General features: G+C 43.5%; 20 protein-coding genes, 3 rRNA genes and 1 pseudogene. 11 read left to right on the forward strand and 13 right to left on the reverse strand.

Features of this window, described 5'->3' with window-relative positions; genetic code table 11:
• Window positions 1–20: 20 nt before the first annotated feature.
• The 3 genes from rrf to OC457_RS13830 form a co-directional block, all read right to left on the reverse strand.
• A 5S ribosomal RNA gene (gene rrf, locus OC457_RS13820) occupies window positions 21–136 on the reverse strand.
• 137 nt (window positions 137–273) lie between these two features.
• Window positions 274–3,167 (reverse strand): 23S ribosomal RNA (locus OC457_RS13825).
• A gap of 332 nt (window positions 3,168–3,499) precedes the next feature.
• Window positions 3,500–5,044: ribosomal RNA gene (locus OC457_RS13830) — 16S ribosomal RNA — on the reverse strand.
• The 16S, 23S and 5S rRNA genes sit together here, the layout of an rRNA operon.
• 460 nt (window positions 5,045–5,504) lie before the next feature.
• On the opposite strand from OC457_RS13830, the pseudogene OC457_RS13835 reads away from it, so the two are divergent.
• Window positions 5,505–6,042, forward strand: a pseudogene (locus OC457_RS13835) (gamma carbonic anhydrase family protein).
• 21 nt (window positions 6,043–6,063) lie between these two features.
• Here OC457_RS13835 and OC457_RS13840 read toward each other — a convergent pair.
• The 4 genes from OC457_RS13840 to tsaC form a co-directional block, all read right to left on the reverse strand.
• Entirely contained in the window at window positions 6,064–6,330 is a 267-nt protein-coding gene (locus OC457_RS13840) for a DUF1488 family protein (RefSeq protein WP_080176148.1), read from the reverse strand.
• Between the two features lie 7 nt (window positions 6,331–6,337).
• Complete coding sequence (aroE, locus tag OC457_RS13845) at window positions 6,338–7,159, reverse strand: shikimate dehydrogenase (RefSeq protein ID WP_080176149.1); 822 nt, start codon at window positions 7,157–7,159, stop codon at window positions 6,338–6,340.
• 79 nt (window positions 7,160–7,238) lie between these two features.
• On the reverse strand, window positions 7,239–8,159 hold the full coding sequence (gene hemF, locus OC457_RS13850) for an oxygen-dependent coproporphyrinogen oxidase (protein ID WP_080176150.1): 921 nt from the start codon (window positions 8,157–8,159) through the stop codon (window positions 7,239–7,241).
• 3 nt (window positions 8,160–8,162) lie between these two features.
• On the reverse strand, window positions 8,163–8,720 hold the full coding sequence (tsaC, locus tag OC457_RS13855) for an L-threonylcarbamoyladenylate synthase type 1 TsaC (protein ID WP_080176151.1): 558 nt from the start codon (window positions 8,718–8,720) through the stop codon (window positions 8,163–8,165).
• Between the two features lie 194 nt (window positions 8,721–8,914).
• Here tsaC and purE point away from each other — a divergent pair, with 194 nt between their 5' ends.
• Entirely contained in the window at window positions 8,915–9,403 is a 489-nt protein-coding gene (gene purE, locus OC457_RS13860) for a 5-(carboxyamino)imidazole ribonucleotide mutase (protein WP_080176152.1), read from the forward strand.
• Entirely contained in the window at window positions 9,403–10,521 is a 1,119-nt protein-coding gene (locus tag OC457_RS13865) for a 5-(carboxyamino)imidazole ribonucleotide synthase (RefSeq protein WP_080176153.1), read from the forward strand. Before purE ends, OC457_RS13865 begins: the two co-directional genes overlap by 1 nt.
• A 63-nt stretch (window positions 10,522–10,584) precedes the next feature.
• On the opposite strand, the gene OC457_RS13870 is transcribed toward OC457_RS13865, so the two are convergent.
• From OC457_RS13870 to OC457_RS13885, 4 genes are read right to left on the reverse strand one after another with little or no spacing between them, the layout of a single operon-like run.
• Entirely contained in the window at window positions 10,585–11,145 is a 561-nt protein-coding gene (locus OC457_RS13870) for a DNA topoisomerase family protein (protein WP_080176154.1), read from the reverse strand.
• Window positions 11,146–11,147: 2 nt separating this feature from the next.
• Window positions 11,148–11,621 carry a DUF494 family protein gene (locus OC457_RS13875; protein WP_080176155.1) on the reverse strand — a complete coding sequence of 158 codons (474 nt, stop codon included), beginning with the start codon at window positions 11,619–11,621 and terminating at the stop codon, window positions 11,148–11,150.
• A gap of 2 nt (window positions 11,622–11,623) precedes the next feature.
• Entirely contained in the window at window positions 11,624–12,724 is a 1,101-nt protein-coding gene (dprA, locus tag OC457_RS13880) for a DNA-processing protein DprA (protein WP_080176156.1), read from the reverse strand.
• A 5-nt stretch (window positions 12,725–12,729) separates the two neighbouring features.
• Window positions 12,730–13,800 (reverse strand): LysM peptidoglycan-binding domain-containing protein, encoded by a 1,071-nt coding sequence (locus tag OC457_RS13885; protein WP_080176157.1) that lies wholly within the window; start codon window positions 13,798–13,800, stop codon window positions 12,730–12,732.
• 348 nt (window positions 13,801–14,148) lie between these two features.
• Between OC457_RS13885 and def the strand changes: the two genes are divergently transcribed.
• From def to OC457_RS13910, 5 genes are all read left to right on the forward strand, one after another.
• Window positions 14,149–14,649 carry a peptide deformylase gene (gene def / locus OC457_RS13890; protein ID WP_080176158.1) on the forward strand — a complete coding sequence of 167 codons (501 nt, stop codon included), beginning with the start codon at window positions 14,149–14,151 and terminating at the stop codon, window positions 14,647–14,649.
• A gap of 24 nt (window positions 14,650–14,673) precedes the next feature.
• Window positions 14,674–15,618: a methionyl-tRNA formyltransferase gene (fmt, locus tag OC457_RS13895; protein ID WP_080176159.1), complete on the forward strand. Its 945-nt coding sequence runs from the start codon at window positions 14,674–14,676 to the stop codon at window positions 15,616–15,618.
• An 85-nt stretch (window positions 15,619–15,703) separates the two neighbouring features.
• Window positions 15,704–16,984, forward strand: coding sequence for a 16S rRNA (cytosine(967)-C(5))-methyltransferase RsmB (rsmB, locus tag OC457_RS13900; RefSeq protein WP_080176160.1), 1,281 nt, complete (start codon window positions 15,704–15,706; stop codon window positions 16,982–16,984).
• A 124-nt stretch (window positions 16,985–17,108) separates the two neighbouring features.
• The gene (gene trkA, locus OC457_RS13905) at window positions 17,109–18,485 is read left to right on the forward strand and encodes a Trk system potassium transporter TrkA (RefSeq protein ID WP_080176161.1); all 1,377 of its coding nucleotides are present in this window, start codon (window positions 17,109–17,111) and stop codon (window positions 18,483–18,485) included.
• Window positions 18,486–18,491: 6 nt separating this feature from the next.
• Window positions 18,492–19,937, forward strand: coding sequence for a TrkH family potassium uptake protein (locus OC457_RS13910; RefSeq protein WP_080176162.1), 1,446 nt, complete (start codon window positions 18,492–18,494; stop codon window positions 19,935–19,937).
• Between the two features lie 76 nt (window positions 19,938–20,013).
• Here OC457_RS13910 and trhA read toward each other — a convergent pair whose 3' ends face one another.
• Both trhA and OC457_RS13920 read right to left on the reverse strand, forming a co-directional pair.
• The gene (gene trhA / locus OC457_RS13915; RefSeq protein ID WP_080176163.1) at window positions 20,014–20,673 is read right to left on the reverse strand and encodes a PAQR family membrane homeostasis protein TrhA; all 660 of its coding nucleotides are present in this window, start codon (window positions 20,671–20,673) and stop codon (window positions 20,014–20,016) included.
• A gap of 154 nt (window positions 20,674–20,827) precedes the next feature.
• The gene (locus OC457_RS13920; RefSeq protein WP_080176164.1) at window positions 20,828–21,505 is read right to left on the reverse strand and encodes a FadR/GntR family transcriptional regulator; all 678 of its coding nucleotides are present in this window, start codon (window positions 21,503–21,505) and stop codon (window positions 20,828–20,830) included.
• Window positions 21,506–21,829: 324 nt separating this feature from the next.
• Here OC457_RS13920 and OC457_RS13925 point away from each other — a divergent pair, with 324 nt between their 5' ends.
• The 3 genes from OC457_RS13925 to OC457_RS13935 all read left to right on the forward strand — a co-directional run bounded on the left by OC457_RS13925 (window position 21,830) and on the right by OC457_RS13935 (window position 23,607).
• Window positions 21,830–22,030: a hypothetical protein gene (locus OC457_RS13925; RefSeq protein WP_080176165.1), complete on the forward strand. Its 201-nt coding sequence runs from the start codon at window positions 21,830–21,832 to the stop codon at window positions 22,028–22,030.
• Window positions 22,031–22,187: 157 nt separating this feature from the next.
• On the forward strand, window positions 22,188–22,454 hold the full coding sequence (locus OC457_RS13930; RefSeq protein WP_080176166.1) for a YihD family protein: 267 nt from the start codon (window positions 22,188–22,190) through the stop codon (window positions 22,452–22,454).
• Window positions 22,455–22,620: 166 nt separating this feature from the next.
• On the forward strand, window positions 22,621–23,607 hold the full coding sequence (locus OC457_RS13935) for a serine/threonine protein kinase (RefSeq protein WP_080176167.1): 987 nt from the start codon (window positions 22,621–22,623) through the stop codon (window positions 23,605–23,607).
• Window positions 23,608–23,653 lie beyond the last annotated feature (46 nt).

Genomic DNA, 23,653 nt, shown 5'->3' on the forward strand with positions numbered 1-23,653 from the left:
ACGGGCTCTCATAATTTGAAGCCTGGCGATGTCCTACTCTCACATGGGGAGACCCCACACTACCATCGGCGCTATTACGTTTCACTACTGAGTTCGGCATGGGATCAGGTGGGTCCATAACGCTATGGTCGCCAAGCAAATTCTGTTTTATTTATTGCCTTATGGCAATAAATAGCAATCTGGGAAAATCTAACTAGTTGTTCTCAACACGCATTCAAGCGTTTGTAGAGTCCGTCTCTTCTCTTTTGAGAAGAAAAACCCCTTGGGTGTTGTATGGTTAAGCCTCACGGGCAATTAGTATCAGTTAGCTCAATGCCTCGCAGCACTTACACACCTGACCTATCAACGTTGTAGTCTTCAACAACCCTTTAGAGACCTTAAAGGTCTAGGGATGACTCATCTTGAGGCTCGCTTCCCGCTTAGATGCTTTCAGCGGTTATCGATTCCGAACTTAGCTACCGGGCAATGCATCTGGCGATACAACCCGAACACCAGCGGTTCGTCCACTCCGGTCCTCTCGTACTAGGAGCAGCCCCTCTCAATCATCCAACGCCCACGGCAGATAGGGACCGAACTGTCTCACGACGTTCTAAACCCAGCTCGCGTACCACTTTAAATGGCGAACAGCCATACCCTTGGGACCGACTTCAGCCCCAGGATGTGATGAGCCGACATCGAGGTGCCAAACACCGCCGTCGATATGAACTCTTGGGCGGTATCAGCCTGTTATCCCCGGAGTACCTTTTATCCGTTGAGCGATGGCCCTTCCATTCAGAACCACCGGATCACTATGACCTGCTTTCGCACCTGCTCGAATTGTCATTCTCGCAGTCAAGCGGGCTTATGCCATTGCACTAACCTCACGATGTCCGACCGTGATTAGCCCACCTTCGTGCTCCTCCGTTACTCTTTGGGAGGAGACCGCCCCAGTCAAACTACCCACCAGGCACTGTCCGTAACCCCGATAAGGGGTCGACGTTAGAACATCAAGCATACAAGGGTGGTATTTCAAGATTGACTCCACAACCACTGGCGCGGTTGCTTCAACGTCTCCCACCTATCCTACACATGTAGGGTCAATGTTCAGTGCCAAGCTATAGTAAAGGTTCACGGGGTCTTTCCGTCTAGCCGCGGGTACACAGCATCTTCACTGCGATTTCAATTTCACTGAGTCTCGGGTGGAGACAGCGTGGCCATCATTACGCCATTCGTGCAGGTCGGAACTTACCCGACAAGGAATTTCGCTACCTTAGGACCGTTATAGTTACGGCCGCCGTTTACCGGGGCTTCGATCAAGAGCTTCGACCGAAGTCTAACCCCATCAATTAACCTTCCGGCACCGGGCAGGCGTCACACCGTATACGTCATCTTTCGATTTTGCACAGTGCTGTGTTTTTAATAAACAGTTGCAGCCACCTGGTATCTGCGACTCCCGGCAGCTTAGAGAGCAAGTCTCATCACCGCTAGGAGCGTACCTTCTCCCGAAGTTACGGTACCATTTTGCCTAGTTCCTTCACCCGAGTTCTCTCAAGCGCCTTGGTATTCTCTACCTGATCACCTGTGTCGGTTTGGGGTACGATTTCTTATAATCTGAAGCTTAGAAGCTTTTCCCGGAAGCATGGCATCAATGACTTCACTACCGTAGTAGCTCGACATCGTATCTCAGCCTTAAGATGGTCCGGATTTGCCTAAACCATCAGCCTACATACTTGGACCTGGACAACCGTCGCCAGGCTCACCTAGCCTTCTCCGTCCCTCCATCGCAATTATAAGAAGTACGGGAATATTAACCCGTTTCCCATCGACTACGCCTTTCGGCCTCGCCTTAGGGGTCGACTTACCCTGCCCCGATTAACGTTGGACAGGAACCCTTGATCTTCCGGCGAGGGAGTTTTTCACTCCCTTTATCGTTACTCATGTCAGCATTCGCACTTCTGATACCTCCAGCACACTTTACAATGCACCTTCAACGGCTTACAGAACGCTCCCCTACCCAATGTGAACAAGTTCACATTGCCGCAGCTTCGGTGTATAGCTTAGCCCCGTTAAATCTTCCGCGCAGGCCGACTCGACCAGTGAGCTATTACGCTTTCTTTAAATGATGGCTGCTTCTAAGCCAACATCCTGGCTGTCTGAGCCTTCCCACATCGTTTCCCACTTAGCTATAACTTTGGGACCTTAGCTGGCGGTCTGGGTTGTTTCCCTCTTCACGACGGACGTTAGCACCCGCCGTGTGTCTCCCGGATATTACTTACTGGTATTCGGAGTTTGCAAAGGGTTGGTAAGTCGGGATGACCCCCTAGCCTTAACAGTGCTCTACCCCCAGTAGTATTCGTCCGAGGCGCTACCTAAATAGCTTTCGGGGAGAACCAGCTATCTCCGAGTTTGATTGGCCTTTCACCCCTAGCCACAAGTCATCCGCTAATTTTTCAACATTAGTCGGTTCGGTCCTCCAGTAAGTGTTACCTCACCTTCAACCTGCCCATGGCTAGATCACTCGGTTTCGGGTCTAATCCTAGCAACTAATTCGCCCAGTTAAGACTCGGTTTCCCTACGGCTCCCCTAAACGGTTAACCTTGCTACTAAAATTAAGTCGCTGACCCATTATACAAAAGGTACGCAGTCACCCAACAAGTGGGCTCCTACTGCTTGTACGTACACGGTTTCAGGTTCTATTTCACTCCCCTCACAGGGGTTCTTTTCGCCTTTCCCTCACGGTACTGGTTCACTATCGGTCAGTCAGGAGTATTTAGCCTTGGAGGATGGTCCCCCCATGTTCAAACAGGATATCACGTGTCCCGTCCTACTCGATTTCACTAATAAAGCGTTGTTGGTTACGGGGCTATCACCCTGTATCGCGGTACTTTCCAGAACCTTCACCTAACGCTGAACTAACTTAAGGGCTAATCCGGTTTCGCTCGCCGCTACTACCGGAATCTCGGTTGATTTCTCTTCCTCGGGGTACTTAGATGTTTCAGTTCCCCCGGTTCGCTTCATTAACCTATGTATTCAGTTAATGATACTAGCTTATGCTAGTGGGTTTCCCCATTCGGAAATCCCAGACTCAAGTGGCTTTTACTGCCTAATCTGGGCTTATCGCAAGTTAATACGTCCTTCATCGCCTCTGACTGCCAAGGCATCCACCGTGTACGCTTAGTCACTTAACCATACAACCCCAAGAGGTCTTGCATGTTCAAACAACCAAGGTTTGTGTTTAATAATCCGATCAAGAAAATATTAAACATTGGTTTTTCGCCGGACTCGATACAAGACACTTGAATGTGTGTTGTTTTGAGAACTCGTTTTTATTCGAAAATAAAAACATTTTTTAAAATTAATCTTTCGATTAAATTTACTAGTCAGCTTTCCAGATTGTTAAAGAGCATAACGCAAAAAAGCGTTAATCAATGCGATAGCATTCATTAGCACTTTCGTACTGTTCTTTTAGTTCGACCAAGCAATTTGTGTGGACACTGCATAAAACAGATAAGTCTTTAGGTAAGGAGGTGATCCAGCCCCAGGTTCCCCTAGGGCTACCTTGTTACGACTTCACCCCAGTCATGAACCACACCGTGGTAAACGCCCTCCCGAAGGTTAAGCTATCTACTTCTGGTGCAGCCCACTCCCATGGTGTGACGGGCGGTGTGTACAAGGCCCGGGAACGTATTCACCGTGACATTCTGATTCACGATTACTAGCGATTCCGACTTCATGGAGTCGAGTTGCAGACTCCAATCCGGACTACGACGTACTTTGTGGGATTCGCTCACTATCGCTAGTTTGCAGCCCTCTGTATACGCCATTGTAGCACGTGTGTAGCCCTACTCGTAAGGGCCATGATGACTTGACGTCGTCCCCACCTTCCTCCGGTTTATCACCGGCAGTCTCCCTGGAGTTCCCACCATTACGTGCTGGCAAACAAGGATAAGGGTTGCGCTCGTTGCGGGACTTAACCCAACATTTCACAACACGAGCTGACGACAGCCATGCAGCACCTGTCTCAGAGTTCCCGAAGGCACTAAGCTATCTCTAGCGAATTCTCTGGATGTCAAGAGTAGGTAAGGTTCTTCGCGTTGCATCGAATTAAACCACATGCTCCACCGCTTGTGCGGGCCCCCGTCAATTCATTTGAGTTTTAATCTTGCGACCGTACTCCCCAGGCGGTCTACTTAACGCGTTAGCTCCGAAAGCCACGGCTCAAGGCCACAACCTTCAAGTAGACATCGTTTACGGCGTGGACTACCAGGGTATCTAATCCTGTTTGCTCCCCACGCTTTCGCATCTGAGCGTCAGTCTTTGTCCAGGGGGCCGCCTTCGCCACCGGTATTCCTTCAGATCTCTACGCATTTCACCGCTACACCTGAAATTCTACCCCCCTCTACAAGACTCTAGTCTGCCAGTTCAAAATGCTGTTCCGAGGTTGAGCCCCGGGCTTTCACATCTTGCTTAACAGACCGCCTGCATGCGCTTTACGCCCAGTAATTCCGATTAACGCTCGCACCCTCCGTATTACCGCGGCTGCTGGCACGGAGTTAGCCGGTGCTTCTTCTGTTGCTAACGTCAAACAACTAAGCTATTAACTTAACTGCCTTCCTCACAACTGAAAGTACTTTACAACCCGAAGGCCTTCTTCATACACGCGGCATGGCTGCATCAGGGTTTCCCCCATTGTGCAATATTCCCCACTGCTGCCTCCCGTAGGAGTCTGGACCGTGTCTCAGTTCCAGTGTGGCTGATCATCCTCTCAGACCAGCTAGGGATCGTCGCCTTGGTGAGCCATTACCCCACCAACTAGCTAATCCCACCTGGGCTAATCCTGACGCGAGAGGCCCAAAGGTCCCCCTCTTTGCTCCGAAGAGATTATGCGGTATTAGCTATCGTTTCCAATAGTTATCCCCCACATCAGGGCATATTCCCAGGCATTACTCACCCGTCCGCCGCTCGTCAGCAAAAGAAGCAAGCTTCTTTTCTGTTACCGCTCGACTTGCATGTGTTAGGCCTGCCGCCAGCGTTCAATCTGAGCCATGATCAAACTCTTCAATTAAAGTTTTGTTGTCTCTTTCGAGACGGCTCAATAAATACTGACTTTAAATACCAATTCTTTATAAATAAAGAATGTAATTTTAAAGCTTTTTATCATTCAAAGAATGATAATTAAATAACTGTGCCAAAATAATCTTCTCTATAAATAGATTGGGCTATTTTGTATTGGTCACTCAGTTTATTGATAAATCTTTCGACTTAACTCTTCAGTGAGTGCCCACACAGATTGCATGGTCAAATTGTTAAAGAACATCCTGATTTCGTTGCTAGCCAATGGCTTGCTCCGTGTCAGTGAGGTCGTAGTATAGAGAGTTCGATCACATTAGCAAGGGCTAAATTGCAATAAATTTGTCATATTTGCCCGAACGTCCAAATAACGATCAACCACTACTTTTTTGATTGTTAATCACACGAAATATTCGCTATTGTAAAACTATTATTTCGACTATTTAGGCATTGTTATGACATTTACTCTTCGCCATTATCAAAATCATACGCCGCAGTTAGCAAATAATGTCTATAATAGATACTACAGCTATCGTTATTGGTAAGATTTTTATCGGCGCAAATAGCAGTTTATGGCCATTGGTTGTTGCCAGGGGGGATGTCAATTATATTGAAATAGGTCAACGCAGTAATATTCAAGACGGTTCCATTCTCCACGTTAGTCGAACTAGCACAACAAACCCAGAAGGTTATCCACTTATTATCGGTAATGATGTTACCGTTGGTCATAAAGCGATGTTGCATGGTTGCCAAATTGAAGATCGTGTTTTAGTTGGTATGGGAACCATTATTTTAGATGGGGCTATTATTGAACATGATGTCATTATTGGAGCCGGGAGTTTGGTACCACCAAAGAAACGGCTTTGTTCTGGCTTCCTCTATATAGGAAGCCCCGCTAAACAAATCCGTCCTTTAACAGAACAAGAATTAATATCTTTAACTCAATCAGCAACTAATTATGTACGCTTAAAAGATGAATATCTTAACGGATAATGTCACCTGATCATGACGATACTATTCTTTAATAACAATATCACCACTATCATTGAAGTCTTCATTATCAATCATTGCTTCAGCGATATCTTCAATATCAAATCGATATTCAATAAAAGTAGCAATAATAGTTTCTGGTGTCGATAATGTTTGCCCACTTTGTTGTTGTAACCATGATAATGACAACCAACAATTGATCAAAGCGCCACCTTGTTGCGCTACAAAGTGAATCGCTTGCTGATCTGAGTGCCAAGTTTGAATATCAGCGAATAATATATTTTGGTTCATCTAATTTTTACTCTTGTAAAAGTCGTCTTAATTCACGTTGTACTTGTTTAGCTCCTGGACGTAATCCCCGCCATAGCATAAAACTCTCTGCTGCTTGTCCGACTAGCATTCCAAGACCATCAATAGTTTTGCTGGCATTGTGTTGTTGAGCCCATTGATTAAATGGGGTGATACTGGAACCGTAAACCATGTCATAACAGCAAGTATGCTGACCAATAACTGATGCTGGCACCGCGGGAACATTACCACTCAAACTCGCTGATGTTGAATTAATAATTACATCAAAACACTGTTCACCCAAAGCATCAAAAGCGAGAGCTTTAATATCACCATATTCTGCAAATAAAGCGGCAAGTTGTTGCGCTTTGGTTAATGTGCGATTACTTATAATGAGTGTTTGTGGTTGCTGAGCTAATAAAGGCAGAATCACTCCTCGTGCAGCACCACCTGCACCAATTAATAAAATACGCTTATTTTTAAGGGAGACATGTTGCTGCAATAAATCTTGCACCAAGCCTTCGCCATCGGTGTTATCACCTAATATACCACCATCATCGAGGCATTTTAGCGTATTTACTGCCCCCGCTAATTGAGCTCGTTGCGTCAGTTGAGTTGCATACTCAAAGGCTTGCTCTTTAAATGGCACCGTAATATTGCAACCTTTACCACCACCGCTAAAAAAAGTGTCCATTGCCGCAACGAAACCATCAAGGGCTACTAATTGGCTAAGGTATTCCATATTCTGGCAAGTTTGGCGCGCAAAAAGGGTATGAATGAAAGGGGATTTGCTGTGGTTGATGGGATTACCCACCACGATATATTTATCCATAGTCCATTACTCAAATAAAAGGGCCGATATATCGACCCTACCACTGGATGAAACAACTGCCAAACATTGCTGCTGTGATTTACCATTCACGAGGATAGAGATAATCACGACTCAAACGTGCTTCTGCAGAATCTGGTTGTGGTTGATAACAATATTCCCAGCGCGCTAAAGGTGGCATCGACATTAAAATAGATTCAGTACGCCCCCCGCTTTGCAAGCCAAATAACGTGCCGCGATCATAAACTAAGTTAAATTCAACATAGCGTCCACGACGATACAGCTGAAATTCACGTTCGCGCTCGCCATAGGGTAATTGATGTCGCTGAGCCACTATCGGTATATAGGCATCAATAAAACCATTACCGACCGCTTGAGTGTAAGCAAAGCATTTATCAAAGCCCCATTGGTTAAGATCATCAAAAAACAACCCACCAATACCTCGAGTTTCATCACGATGAGGAAGAAAAAAGTACTTATCACACCATGCTTTATGCTGTGTATAAATATCATCACCAAACGGTGCACAGATCGCTTTTGCTGTATCGTGCCAATGGCGGCAATCATCATCAAATGGATAAAAAGGGGTTAAATCAAATCCACCACCGAACCACCACACAGGCGCTTCACCGTCTTTTTCTGCGATAAAAAACCGTACATTAGCATGAGATGTCGGTACATAAGGGTTATTAGGGTGGATCACTAACGACACCCCCATCGCCTCAAAACGTCGTCCCGCAAGCTCTGGACGGTGAGCTGTTGCAGAAGCCGGCATCTCATCACCATACACATGAGAAAAGTTAACTCCTGCTTGCTCAAACACTGTACCATTACGCAATACTCGGCTACGACCACCGCCACCTTGCTCACGTTGCCATTGATCTTGCTCAAACTCAGCACCGTCATCTTGTTGTGCCAAAGCCTGACAAATAGTATCTTGAAGATGAAGCAAAAAAGTTTTTACGGCAGTCTTATTGAGAGCTATCTGGTTACGATCAATCATTCATTACCCCTGACGGAAAATATTACCTGTTTGGGCATCACGAATTTCAGAAGGATTATTACGTCCTCCCGTCTCACCATTTAATATCGCAGCCAATTTATTCCCCAGTTGTTGTTCTACATCAGCTACGGTACGACCCGGTTCTAGCCCAGTTAAATTAGCACTGGTTGAGGTTATCGGCTTACCAAACTGACGACAAAGTTGTTGAACTAATGGATGGGCAGTAACACGAACGGCAATGGTAGAAAATTGACCCGTTAAAAAAGCAGGCACATTAGCTTTGGTTGGCATAACCCAAGTAACAGGCCCCGGCCATGAAGCTAACACCGCTTGCTTCTGATGCTCGGTTAATTGGCTATCGTCGATATATGGCAATAACTGCTCATAATCAGCGGCAATTAAGATCAAACCTTTCTCTACTGGACGTTGTTTTAATGCCAGTAGTTTATTAACTGCCTGTTGATTATCAGGATCACAACCAACGCCAAATACAGCTTCTGTTGGATAAGCAATGACTTGACCTTGCTTTAGGGCTGTAACCACTTGTGTAATATTTGTCACAAATTCCTCTACTTTTTATTCTGCTGATATTTTATTTTTAGTTATGGTAATCATCATACCGACACACGCCTAACAACACCATTGAAGGTTAATCATAGCGTAACTTTACCAACGCAAACGTTTCCCTTTGCACTAAATCACCGTATAATGACGCAACTTGCACTTTAGTTGTTCATTACCTATAGGAGATTGGAATGAAAGTTGGAATTATCATGGGATCTAAATCTGATTGGCCAACCATGCAACATGCCGCAGAAATGTTAACGCGTTTTAATGTTGCTTATGAAACTAAAGTGGTTTCAGCCCACCGTACTCCTCATCTGTTGGCTGATTATGCTGAAACAGCACGTAGTCGTGGTATTAGTGTCATTATTGCAGGTGCGGGCGGGGCGGCGCATTTACCTGGCATGACTGCTGCATTTACCAGTTTGCCAGTACTCGGTGTACCCGTGCAATCTCGCGCTTTAAAAGGTATGGACTCACTATTATCAATAGTGCAAATGCCAAAAGGAATTGCCGTTGGTACGCTCGCAATTGGTGAAGCAGGTGCCGCCAATGCTGGTTTATTAGCCGCTCAAATCATTGCAACGCATAACCCTGAAGTTTTAGCGGCAGTAGAAGCATTCCGCCAACAACAAACAGATACCGTACTTGATAATCCTAATCCTGCAGAGGATGCATAATGAATCAAGTCTTAGTTCTGGGTGCGGGGCAACTAGCACGAATGATGGCATTAGCTGGTGCACCATTGAATATTAACGTCATCGCCTATGATGTTGTTAATAGTAATGTTGTACACCCACTGACTCAACAACACCAATCACTCTCGCTGATTGAAGCCATTGCTGCTGCCGATGTGATCACCGCTGAATTTGAACATATACCTACCGATATTTTATCGCTCTGCGTTGCGAGCGGTAAATTTAAGCCTCATTCAGATGCAATAAAGGCCGGTGGCGATCGTCGTATCGAAAAAGTGTTATTAGATCATGCCAATGTTGCCAATGCGCCCTATTACATTATTAATACTCGTGCAGATCTCGATACCGCGATCACGACCCTAGGCCTACCTATGGTGCTAAAAAGTGCTTTAGGTGGTTATGATGGCAAAGGTCAATGGCGCTTAAAAACTCACGATCAAATTGAATCAGTATGGCGCGAAATGGCGCTGTGTATTGCGGCAAGTGATAATCAAGCGATTGTGGCTGAAAAATGGATAGATTTTGATCGCGAAGTGTCTCTAATTGGTGTTCGTAATGCTATCGGTGAGGTTAAAACCTATGCCCTCAGTGAAAATGTACACACTAATGGCGTACTCAGCCTTTCTACCGTCATTGTTGGCGACCCCACACAGCAACGACAAGCACAGCTAATGTTTGCCGCAGTTGCTGAACAACTCAATTATATTGGTGTGTTAGCTTTAGAGTTTTTTGAGGTTAATGGTGAACTATTGGTCAATGAAATTGCACCTCGCGTTCATAATTCAGGTCATTGGACTCAACAAGGCGCAGAGACATGCCAATTTGAGAACCATCTTCGTGCAGTATGCAACTTACCATTAGGTGGTACTGAGCTTATTCGTTCAAGCGCAATGCTCAATATTTTAGGACAAGATAGCGTGCCTCAAACAGTATTGGCGTTAGAACATTGTCATGTGCATTGGTACGGCAAAGAAAAACAAGCGGGACGTAAAATGGGGCATATCAATATTTGCGCAGCGACGCCCGAACAACTGCAATATCAATTAATGTTGTTAGGACAGTTATTACCAGCACAAGATTTTCCGACCTTACCTCGCTAAATAGCAATGATAAATAAGCCTGCATCGTCATGCAGGCTTATTGGATATTGTTTAATGTAACCACTACTTTTCAGCATTCTGATAAGCATTACACTGGCGATCAGCACATTGTAATTTAATACCGCTCGCTAATTTCTTTTCTATCAATAATCCAAAACCACACAACTGACAAACGCCAACAATCGGCTTATTGTTAACAGCAAAGCGGCATTGTGGGTATTTATCACACGCATAAAACAATTTGCCATAGCGTGACTTACGCTCAACTAAGTGCCCTTGATGACACTCAGGACAATCAATATCAGTTTGTTGTGGTTTTTTTTCTGGTGATGCGAGGTAATGACAGTCCGGGTATGCAGAGCACCCGATAAACATTCCATAACGACCTTGGCGTAATACTAATGGTTGCGCACATTCAGGACAGGGCATATCTAGTTGTTTAACAATATGACCATCATTTTGCTTAAGCGGTTGAATATAATCGCACTTAGGATAATGTTCACAACCTAGAAATGGACCATGCTTACCAAAACGCATCACTAAATCAGCCCCGCATTGCGGGCATGATTGCTGTTGTAACGCTTGTTCATGGGCTGAAAATAGTGGCGTACGATCAGTCGTCATTATTAATGTAACCCCCCATCTTCAGCGCCATATAATAATTCTTCGACCTGATCATAAGCGGCTTCATTACCGGGAGCATTAAATAACACCATTAAAATAATCCACTTTAGATCATCTAATATAAATTCTTGAGTATCGAGTTCCATTACGCGATCAATCACCATTTCTCGAGTATCAGCATTGAGAACGTCAATTTGCTCAAGATAAAGCAAAAAACCACGACAAGCTGTGTCCATCCGCAACATTTCATTGTTGGTATAGATGCGCATTGATGTTATTGCGCTATGGTTAACATATGGTGTGTGTTCTGTTTCTTGTAAAGCTGCCAGTTTTTCAAGCCACTCTAATGACTTATAAATATCATCTTTATGAAAACCTGCTCGTAAAAGCTCTTCAGAGAGTTCGTCTTGATCGACTAACAATTCAGCTTCACTTTGAATATAGGTTTCAAATAGATACATAAGGATATCCATCATAACTAGCCCCTCCTCGTTCTGATATAACCACCGGGCACTGCAGTCACCCAACCAGACAGTTCTAATTCTAATAATTGCGGTAAAATTTGGTGGATGGGTTGTTTACAGCGTTCAGCAACGACATCTACGGGTGTTGCTTCGGTGCCTACGTTAGCCAACAGCGCAGGAAATGGCAATTCTTCATTTTCCTTCGTTGCTAAAGGCACGCCTATTTGATGGTTTATTGCACATTCTGTCAGGCTTCCTACCTCTTCATAAATATCAGCAGGACTTTCTACCAGTTTAGCACCTGATTTAATCAGCGCATTACAACCACGACTGGCAGGATTATGAATAGAACCTGGCAGTGCAAAAACTTCTCGTCCTTGTTCTAAAGCATAACGAGCAGTAATTAGAGAACCACTTTTTTGAGCCGCCTCAATCACTAATACACCGGCAGATAAACCACTAATGACACGATTTCGACGCGGAAAATTTTGCGGACGAGGTTGCTCTTGCGGCCAAAATTCTGATACTAATGCACCTTGTTCTGCAATACTGGCAGCCAATGACCGATGTCGTGCTGGATAAATCTGATCAAGCCCAGAACCTAACACCGCAATGGTTAACCCTCCAGCTTGCAACGCACCTTGATGTGCCTGACCGTCAATCCCCAGAGCCAAGCCACTGGTCACCACGTAATTATTAGCCGCTAATGCTTTTGAAAAATGAAAGGCTGATTCTCGGCCATCAATCGATGCAGAACGGCTACCGATCACGGCAATTTGTGGAGCCCCCAAACAGGCTATATCACCCCGCACAAATAATATCGGTGGCGGTGACGCGATCTGCTTTAATAAATGCGGATAATACGGTGAAGCGAGGGTCAAAATATGCTGTTGCGAGACTTGCTGCCATTGCAGAGTATGTTGCAATCGAGATTGATTAGGGTGCAAAAAAGCCTGTATTTGTTTTGCCGTCAACCCACATTGCTGCAGCTGTTCAGTTGTCATCGCAGTAAGCTGTGGCGGTGTGATATGCGTTAGTAGGCGTTGAATACGGCTGCCACCCAATGAGGGGACAGCCGCAAGTTGTAACCATGCAATAAGTTCAGTTTCAGTCATAACAACTACAGATAAGGAGCTTGAGCGATCACTCCGGGTTTAAACGGTCGCTGATTATTAAGCACCACAGCTAAGCTAAAATATTCATAAGGACGTAATACCATCGCTTGCGCCACGGCGACAGTTCCTAGCTGAGTACTATCAGTTAATAAGGTACTGGTTTGATAATGATATTGGCCTTTTTTACCTTGAACTTGTGCACCAGGTTTAAATAACTCAAACACCTGCCCAGCAACCATGCCGTCAAGATGACCACGATCTAATACCACTACATCATAATTCGAAATATAACTGTAACCACTAATTTGGCCTAATACGGTTGCAGATAACGTCGCAGGGGGAGTCGTGGGTGAAAATGATAAATCAGCTTGATTTTCACTGCCTAATAAAGGTAATAAAATATCATTTGGAATAATTTCCTGTTGAAAATTATCGACTTTAAGTTGACTAGTAACACCATCACTCGCAATAACGCTAACATCAGCAATCTCTTTCAACGTGGAAATTGTAGCTTTAATTGCAGAGCCAGTTACTTCATCTTGATTATCATCACGATCAAATTTTTGCTCTAAACGGTATACGCGCCACTGGCTAGTTGGAACCAATGACTGATCAGCCCACAATATATCCCCAACAGACAGATAACCGCGCTCTTCACTGCTACCAAGAATTTGTGGTTGGGTTGTTATCGCTTTAGCACTGATCAATTTATCTTGAGCGACATACGCTACCATTAAATAGCCGGGCAACGAAGTTATAGGCTGGCGCACCACATGCATTTTTGGTGATAATTTAAGCTGCTTTTTAAGACTTAACTGCGGTTTGCCGTTCACCCAAATAAGGTGTAATTGATCTCCTGGATAAATTAAATGCGGATTTTTAATATAACTATTTTTTTGCCATAACTGTGGCCATGACCATGGATTATTCAAAAATACAGCAGAAATATCCCATAAGGTATCGCCTTTTTTAACCACATAAATTTCAGGATGACTATTTTTTAGTTGTGGTTGTGGCGCGGCAAACAACGACGGTATGAAAAGAATAAAACTAACGATAATAACCCATTGCCTCATGTGACCCATTCCTTCGATTGCACAAGTTGCGACCTAGCGATAATAAACTAATCACTCATATTGGCAGAGGTTGGCATTAGCCATTTGATATGTCGACTCTTTAGCTATCACCGCCCAACGCTTTTCGGCTTATGTCACGATTTAATAATCACTGTTGCATCAACAATGCTTTAACTTTGCGAACAGCTAACATTAAATTTTTAACAGAAAGAGGTCTTCATTTCGCTGCTATAATTTGGGTTAACTATCACCACTCGCATTCGGTACTGTTCTTTGAGAGCTAAAATGACTAGAATTAGACCAACAACGCTGTATCTTTCTAGTAACCGTTAACGAATTCGAGCCCTTATGTCGCTATTGTCAGTTTTAATCTTTCCCGATGACCGTCTACGTACTGTAGCCAAGCCCGTTACGGCGATCACGCCACAAATCCAGCAGATCATTGATGACATGCTTGAAACCATGTATGACGAAGAAGGTATCGGCCTTGCAGCAACCCAAGTCGATATTCATCAACAGATTGTGGTTATTGATATTTCAGAGCAACGTGACCAACCAATGGTCCTGATCAACCCTGAGATAACCGCAGCGCATGGCGATGATGGTATTGAAGAAGGCTGTCTGTCAGTACCCACTGCACGAGGGTTTGTACCCCGCGCAGCAACCATTACGGTCACAGCATTAGATCGCGACGGTAATAAGATCACTTTTGATGCAGATGACCTACTTGCTATCTGTATCCAACATGAATTAGATCACCTTGCTGGTAAACTGTTTGTGGATTACTTGTCGCCACTTAAGCGTCAACGTATTAAAAGCAAATTAGAAAAATTGAAACGTTCTATCTAACAACACTCACCATTCGAGGTTATCTTGAGTAAACCATTACGCATTATTTTTGCAGGTACGCCTGACTTCGCCGCCCGTCATTTGGCGGCGTTATTGTCTTCACACCATCAGGTTGTAGCGGTTTATACCCAACCCGATCGCCCAGCGGGTCGCGGCAAAAAACTCACCGCAAGCCCAGTTAAAAATATCGCCTTAGAACACGATATTCCCGTATTCCAACCAGCCTCATTGCGTAACCCTGAAGCTCAACAACAATTGGCTGCTATTGAAGCTGATATCATGGTTGTTGTCGCTTACGGTTTATTACTACCTCAAGAAGTACTTGATACACCACCACTGGGTTGTATTAATGTTCACGGCTCTATTTTGCCACGCTGGCGCGGTGCTGCACCGATTCAACGTTCAATTTGGGCAGGTGACAGCGAAACAGGTGTCACTATCATGCAAATGGATATCGGTCTTGATACCGGCGACATGCTACAGGTCGCGACGCTACCCATTACCGCTACCGATACCAGTGCTACCATGTATGAAAAGTTAGCGGATCTTGGCCCAAGTGCATTAATTGAGTGTTTAACAACAATTGCAGACGGCACGGCTGTTGCAACCAAACAAGATGATACTCAAGCGAACTACGCCAAGAAATTAAGCAAAGAAGAGGCACAAATTGATTGGACCATGGATGCGGTCGCCATTGAACGCTGTGTACGTGCTTTCAATCCATGGCCGATGAGCCACTTCACTGTCGCTGAGCAAACGATCAAAGTATGGCAAGCCAGTGTTGAGAGCGATAACCAAGGCCAATTACCGGGTACGATTTTAGCGGCTGATAAACACGGTATTGTAGTCGCTACAGCTAATGGCGCTTTGCGTCTGTTATCTCTACAACCACCAGGTAAAAAAGCCATGTCAGCCGCAGATTTATTAAATTCGCGTCGAGAATGGTTTCAAGTCGGTAACCAACTTTAAATACCAAGGCCAGGGTTAAGTCACTGGCTTTTCTTTTTCAGATTAACCACGTATCGCCAGCATCAACGGCGTTCAGGAAACAGCTATGAATGTAAGAGCCGCAGCGGCCAAAGTAATTTATCAGGTCGTCGATCAAGGGCAGTCATTGTCTGCTGCGCTACCGTTAGCACAACAGAATATCAGAGAACGTGATCACGCTTTATTGCAGGAAATCTGCTACGGCGTATTACGCTGGCTACCTCGATTAGAGTCAATCACTCAAGCATTAATGGAAAAACCATTAACCGGCAAACAACGGGTTTTCCATCACCTCATTTTAGTTGGCTTATATCAACTAGGGTATATGCGTATTCCTGCTCATGCTGCGGTTGCCGAAACAGTCGATGCCACAAAAACCCTTAAAAAGCCCCAGCTACGTGGGTTAATTAATGCCATTTTACGCAGCTACCAACGCCAAAAAGAAGCCCTTGATGAGCAAGCCGTAAGCCATGATGCAGGTAAATATGGTCATCCAAGTTGGTTATTAAAATTACTTAAAGCCAGTTATCCTGATAACTACGCTGCTATCTGCGAAGCCAATAACACCAAAGCACCAATGTGGCTACGAGTAAACAGCCACCACCATGATCGTGACACTTATCGCGCATTATTGGATGCTGAAGGTATTGCCACTGAATTACACCCACAAGCAGCAGATGCTTTACGCTTAATATCACCCTGTGATGTCACTAAATTACCCGGCTTTAGTGATGGCTGGGTGTCAGTACAAGATGCGGCAGCGCAACTTGCTGTTGATTATGTAAAACCACAAGCTGGTGAATTAATTCTTGATTGTTGTGCAGCCCCTGGTGGTAAAACGGTTCACATCATGGAGCGCGTACCGTCTGCACAAGTGGTTGCAATTGACTGTGATGAGAATCGTCTTAAACGTGTTCATGAAAACCTAGCGCGTTTAAACCTGACGGCACAAGTATTATGTGCTGATGCGCGTTACCCAGAGCAATGGTGGCATGGCGAAAAATTTGACCGTATTTTATTAGATGCGCCTTGTTCAGCAACAGGGGTTATTCGTCGTCATCCGGATATTAAATGGTTACGTCGTGGCGAAGATATTGCAGCATTAGCACTACTACAAGCTGAGATTTTTGATGCGATGTGGCTACAATTAAAACCCGGCGGTACTTTGGTTTATGCAACTTGCTCAATCACACCTCAAGAAAACTGTGATCAAGTAAAAGCATTTTTAAGCCGTACTGCTGATGCAACGTTAATTGATAGCGATCCAGCATCCCCTGGACGTCAGATTTTACCTGGCGAAGAAGCTATGGATGGTTTTTACTATGCGGTATTAACCAAAGCAAACTAAGATAAATTACTAACGAAAGCGGAACTTGAGATCAAGTTCCGCTTTTTAGTCTCTTTTATGCGCCACTTACTGTCGATTTATGACACAGTGACTGTTAGTTGGCATTACTCATCAGGCATAGGCTATGAAAATCATCATTCTCGGTGCTGGACAAGTTGGCGGCACGCTTGCTGAAAATCTTGTTGGCGAGAATAACGATATAACCATCGTTGATAAAAACCCAGAACGTCTTCGTGAGCTGCAAGATAAATACGACCTACGAGTTGTACAAGGCTTTGCAAGCCACCCGCAAACGTTACGAGATGCAGGCGCACAAGACGCTGATATGTTAGTTGCCGTCACCAACTCTGACGAAACTAACATGATCGCATGCCAAATCGCATTCTCATTATTTAATACACCTAACCGTGTCGCTCGTATTCGTTCCCCTGAATATTTACGCGAAAAAGAACAACTATTTCAATCTGATGCTGTGCCAGTTGATCACTTAATTGCCCCCGAAGAATTGGTTACCGATTACATTGAACGGTTAATCGAGTACCCCGGTGCATTACAAGTGGTTAGCTTTGCCGAAGAAAAAGTTGGCTTAGTGGCAGTAAAAGCCTATTACGGCGGTCCTCTTGTGGGTAATGCATTATCGGCACTCCGCGAACACATGCCGCACATTGATACTCGCGTTGCTGCTATATTTCGTCAAGGTCAGCCTATTCGTCCACAAGGCACCACGATTATAGAAGCCGATGATGAAGTATTTTTTGTCGCTGCTAGTAATCATATTCGCTCAGTAATGAGTGAATTGCAGCGATTAGAAAAACCTTATAAACGGTTAATGATTGTTGGCGGTGGTAATGTCGGTGCAGGTTTAGCACGACGCTTAGAACAACACTACAGTGTTAAACTCATCGAACATAATCAGCAACGGGCTGAAAATTTATCGGAAATGCTGCAAGATACTATTGTCTTTTGTGGTGATGCCTCAGATCAAGAACTACTCAGTGAAGAGCACATCGAACAAATTGATGTATTTATTGCAGTTACTAATGATGATGAAGCTAATATCATGTCAGCAATGCTGGCTAAGCGTTTAGGCGCAAAGAAAGTAATGGTATTGATCCAACGGGGTGCGTATGTCGATTTAGTTCAAGGTGGCACCATTGATATTGCAATTTCACCTCAACAAGCGACTATTTCAGCATTGTTAACCCATGTCCGTAAAGCTGATATCGTTAACGTATCATCATTACGTCGTGGTGCTGCTGAAGCCATTGAGGCTATTGCTCATGGTGATGCCAGCACCTCAAAAGTCGTTGGTCGTACTATTAGTGAAATTAAACTTCCTCCAGGTACCACTATTGGTGCTGTTGTTCGAGGAGAAGAAGTACTTATTGCGCACGATCGCACCATGATTGAGCAAAATGATCACGTCGTTATGTTCTTAGTTGATAAGAAATATATTCCTGACGTTGAACGTCTTTTCCAACCGAGTCCCTTCTTTTTGTAGCTACTTATGGTTAATTTACGTCCAATATTATTTGTACTCGGACTTGTGCTATCTAAAATAGCCTTGTTTATGTATGTACCGACTTTAGTTGCCTTTTTTACTGGCACCGAAGGTTTCATGGATTTTGCTGCGGCAGTGGTTATCACTCACTCAGTAGCATTTTTATTACTGTCTTACGGCAAAACAGATGAGTTTAAACTCAGTGTTCGGGATATGTTCCTGATCACGACTCTGGTATGGACCGTAGCCAGTGCCTTTGCAGCACTGCCATTTGTGTTTATAAATCACATCAGTTTTACTGATGCGTATTTTGAAACCATGTCAGGTATCACCACTACTGGCTCAACAGTATTAAGTGGTCTCGATCAAATGGCACCAAGTATTTTACTGTGGCGCTCCACCTTGCAATGGTTAGGTGGCGTCGGATTTATTGTTATGGGAGTGGCAATTTTACCGATGCTTAATGTCGGTGGAATGCGCTTATTCCAAACAGAATCGTCAGATTGGTCAGATAAGAGCTCGCCTCGCACCAAAAGTGTCGCCAAAAATATCATCAACGTCTATTTGATATTAACGGTACTCTGTATCATTGCCTTTATGTTCGCTGGTATGAATACCTTTGATGCGATCAATCACGCTTTTACAACCCTTTCAACTGGCGGTTATTCCACCTCTGATGGCTCAATGAATCACTTTTCACACAGTGCGCAATGGGTAGCAACCTTCTTTATGTTTGCTGGTGGACTGCCATTCTTACTGTTTGTTCAAGCACTCAAAAAACGTCACCCTCGCACCTTATTTGGTGATGCACAAGTAAAGGGATACACCTTGTTTGTGGTCGTGGCGAGTTTAATTGTTGCGGCTTGTCTGATCTTTAATAAAGGTTATTCCGTCCTTGATGCAATGCGGTTATCATTTTTTAATATCATTTCAGTGGTAACGACTACGGGCTTTGGTCTTGGTGACTTTACCGCGTGGGGACCATTACCGACCATTATTTTTGCATTCACATTACTAGTAGGTGCTTGTTCTGGATCAACCAGTGGCGGTATTAAAATCTTCCGCTTTCAAATAGCCTTTGCGTTATTACGTAAACATATCATGCAATCTATTCACCCATCAGCATTGTTCATTCAACGCTATAACGGCCGTCCTGTAACTGATGACATCGTCCGCTCAGTGGTAGCATTAGTGTTTACCTTTATCATGACCATCATTGTGATTGCGTCAGTGTTAGCGTTACAAGGTTTAGATCCTATCACCAGTATTACCGGTGCAGTAACGGCAGTGGCTAACGTCGGTCCTGGTATGGGATCCATTATTGGTCCAACTGGTAATTTTGCTAGCTTACCTGATTTATCAAAATGGACTTTAAGTTTAGGGATGTTAATGGGGCGCTTAGAAATCTTAACAGTATTAGTGGTTTTTGCTCCCGCTTTTTGGCGTGATTAAAAACATTTTTACAACAGCTAAAAAAACAAAAAGAGAGCATATACGCTCTCTTTTTTTATGCCTCTTTTTTAGTAGATCACTGTGGCTTGATATAAAAATAAATCGCACAGAAATGACAAATTGACCCACCTAAAACAAACAGATGCCAAATAGCATGGTTATATGGAATACGTTTATTAACGTAAAACACCACCCCAAGTGAATAAATCACGCCACCTAATGCCAATAGGACTAATCCACCAGGCGCTAATGATATCGCTAACTGGTAAATGACAATCACAGATGCCCATCCCATCGCTAGATACATCCATAGCGATAATTTTTTAAAACGATGGATAAAAATAATTTTAGCCGCAATACCCAGCAGTGCTAATACCCATAATATCGCCATCAATCCCAGCGCTAATGGGGTGCGCAAAGCAATTAATAAAAAGGGGGTATAGGTGCCAGCAATTAATAAATAAATAGCACAGTGGTCAAAGATTTTTAATGGCTTTTTAGCCGTGGTACTAGGAATCGCATGGTACAAAGTAGAGGCAAGGTACAATAGAATCATACTCACGCCATAAACAATATAACTGATAATACTTAAGGTATCTGCTTGCAATGCAAAGGCTTTATCTAGCAATAAATACAAACCAAACACTGAAAATAGCAACCCAAGGCCGTGACTAATACTATTTGCGACTTCTTCCGCAGTTGAATAACCTAACTCTTGTTTGATCATATTACTCATGGCTCATTCACCCCAAAAGATACTTAATTCAATAACTGCTATTTTTTCAGCTTACACTTGTAAGCTTAAACTAAGCAACCTTTTGTTCGTCATTTTAGTTTTACTTTAGATAAAAAAAAGGAGCCATATATGGCTCCATTATAATATTCACAGATTATTGCAATAATTCTAACGTTGCTTGACGAGCTGCATTCGAATCATGCTGTAAAATACCATCAACAATCCGCTGATGGACATCAAGCTTCATCACTTCCTCACGAGTCACTACTCGAAAATAATTTTCAAATACAGCTTTAAATAAATTTCCAAAGGGACTAATAAAATGGTTACCAGAAGAAAAATACACTAATTGATGAAACCGAGTATCAATTTCAATCCAACGTTCCTGATCAAAACTGTCTTTCATCTCGTACATTTGCAACATCAATTGTTCGAACTCAAGTCGATCTTCAATCGTCGCATGCACCGCGGCTAAAGCGGCTGCTTCAGGTTCTAGCGTCAGGCGTACTTTTTGATACTCAATAATCAGCTGAGAATCAGCATCAAAATCTAACCAAGCCAATAAATCTTGATCAAGATAATTCCAATTTTTCTTTGGCATTATTCGAGTACCAATACGAGGACGAGGCAATACCATGCCTTTAGCCGCCAACATTTTTATGGCTTCACGTACGGCAGTACGACTTACGCCATACATTTCACCTAACTCAACTTCACCCGGTAAAATACAGCCAGGGGCCGGATCGCCAATTAATATTCGACGACCAATAGACTCTGCTAATCGGTAAGATAAGTTACGATTGGCAACAATACGTTGCTGCTGCTGATCCATAGATCCTCTCCCAAGGCTTCTGTTGTACTACTAACTAACGCTAAAATGGTGTAATACCTATCATTGCTACAGTCTTTATTTCGAACACGGTGCATCAAGGGGTCAATTATTGCAATAGTTACTATAGAAACAATGTAATAATTAAATATTAGCATTTTATTGCTTATTTTATGCTCGACTTTTAATAATTCGGTTGCTATCCTTTGCGCGATTTGATTAATAACCAATCACTATTCTGGTGGATGGGTTCTACCCAGCAGGGATTTTCCCTTCAGATATATTTTTAATTTTTTGGCCATGGATGAGCCTGACAATAGGTGATATATGCGCCCAGCATCCCCCGTCAGGTATGCAAGTACCCCTCGTAGTCCATCACGTTTACGTGCTAGCTCCCACGCACCACAGTTTAAGGTCAGTGCAAAAAAAACACCAACGACTGAAATACATTTAACCTGTGCAGATGCACAATTAGATCAGCAACAAATATCGCCTGAACTGATCCTCAGCCAACAGCAACACCGTTAATTTTGATATTAAGCAGCCAAGGCTGCTTTTTTATTGGCTTTATTTTGGCATAAGACATTCATTGTAACCTAGCAGGGTTTGTTATAATTTATCGGTACTAACATAATGATAATACAATCGTATAACGATTGATTCAGCCTAAGCTACGGAGTTAACAATGAAAACCCATCGCGTTAATGAACTGATTGAATTACTACACCCAGAGTGGAAAAAAGATCCTGATCTGAACTTAGTTGAATTCTTACTAAAATTAGCAGCAGAAGCTCAATACCAAGGTCCACTAGAATCATTAACTGATGATGTATTAATTTATCATTTAAAAATGCGTAATAGTGATAAAGATGCCATGATCCCCGGCCTTGCTAAAGATTGCGAAACCGATTTTAAAACGGCGATCTTACGTGCTCGCGGCATTATTGAATAATCACTAAATAATCGTATTACCTTATTTTTAGAGCCAGTTATTAGTAACTGGCTTTTTTTGTGTGCAAAAATCAGATTCACAAATAATCGCCATAATGTTTGATTTGTTTTAATTTCATTCGCGGTTAAGCTAAGTCACTCTTCCAAGCTAGATTCAGGATTCAGTCATGGAAAATCAAAGTTTTAGTTTTGCAGATCTCAGCCCCGATGTACTACTCGATGCACTTGATAGTATCGAAGTACATGCTGAGTCCGGTTTATTGGCACTCAATAGTTATGAAAATCGCGTCTATCAATTTAAAGCTGAAGATGGTCAGCGTTATGTAACAAAATTCTATCGTCCTGCTCGTTGGAGTGATCAGCAAATTGACGAAGAACATCAATTCACGTTGGAGCTTGAACAACAAGATATTCCGGTTGCGGCACCGATAGCCATTAATGGCAATACATTACATCATTATAATGGTTATCGATTTGCACTGTTTCCAAGTGTCGGTGGACGACAGTTTGAAGTTGATAACTTTGATCAATTAGAGTGGGTTGGCCGCTTTTTAGGGCGTATTCATCAAGTTGGTCAACGCCAACCTTTTGTTCATCGCCCAACATTAGGTTTAGAAGAGTATGTTTACCAACCACGCCAAGTCTTGGCTAATAGCGACTTTATTCCAGACTATCTTAAGCAAACATTTTTCGCCGATCTTGATCGCCTAATTGCTGAAATTGAGGCGCATTGGTCCACTGATTGGCCTGCTTTACGCCTTCATGGTGATTGCCATCCGGGAAATATTTTATGGCGAGATGGGCCAATGTTTGTCGACCTAGATGATGCCCGTAATGGCCCCGCAATCCAAGATTTATGGATGATGCTCAATGGCGAGCGACACGATCAACTAGCCCAACTTGATACGTTGCTTGAAGCCTATAATGAGTTTGCCGATTTTGACCCACGCCAACTTAAATTAATTGAACCTTTACGCGCATTAAGAATGGTGCACTATATGGCATGGTTAGCAAAACGCTGGCAAGATCCAGCATTTCCACGAGCCTTTCCATGGTTTGGCGACGCAAAATATTGGGAAGGTCAAGTATTAGCCTTTAAAGAGCAAATATTTACCCTTAATGAGTCACCATTGCAACTTATGCCCCAATGGTAATTGACTATAAAACAACACTATTAATCACTATACTCAGCTAATATCT

The sequence above is a fragment of the Photobacterium toruni genome (genome assembly GCF_024529955.1).
Classification (GTDB): Bacteria; Pseudomonadota; Gammaproteobacteria; order Enterobacterales; family Vibrionaceae; genus Photobacterium; species Photobacterium toruni.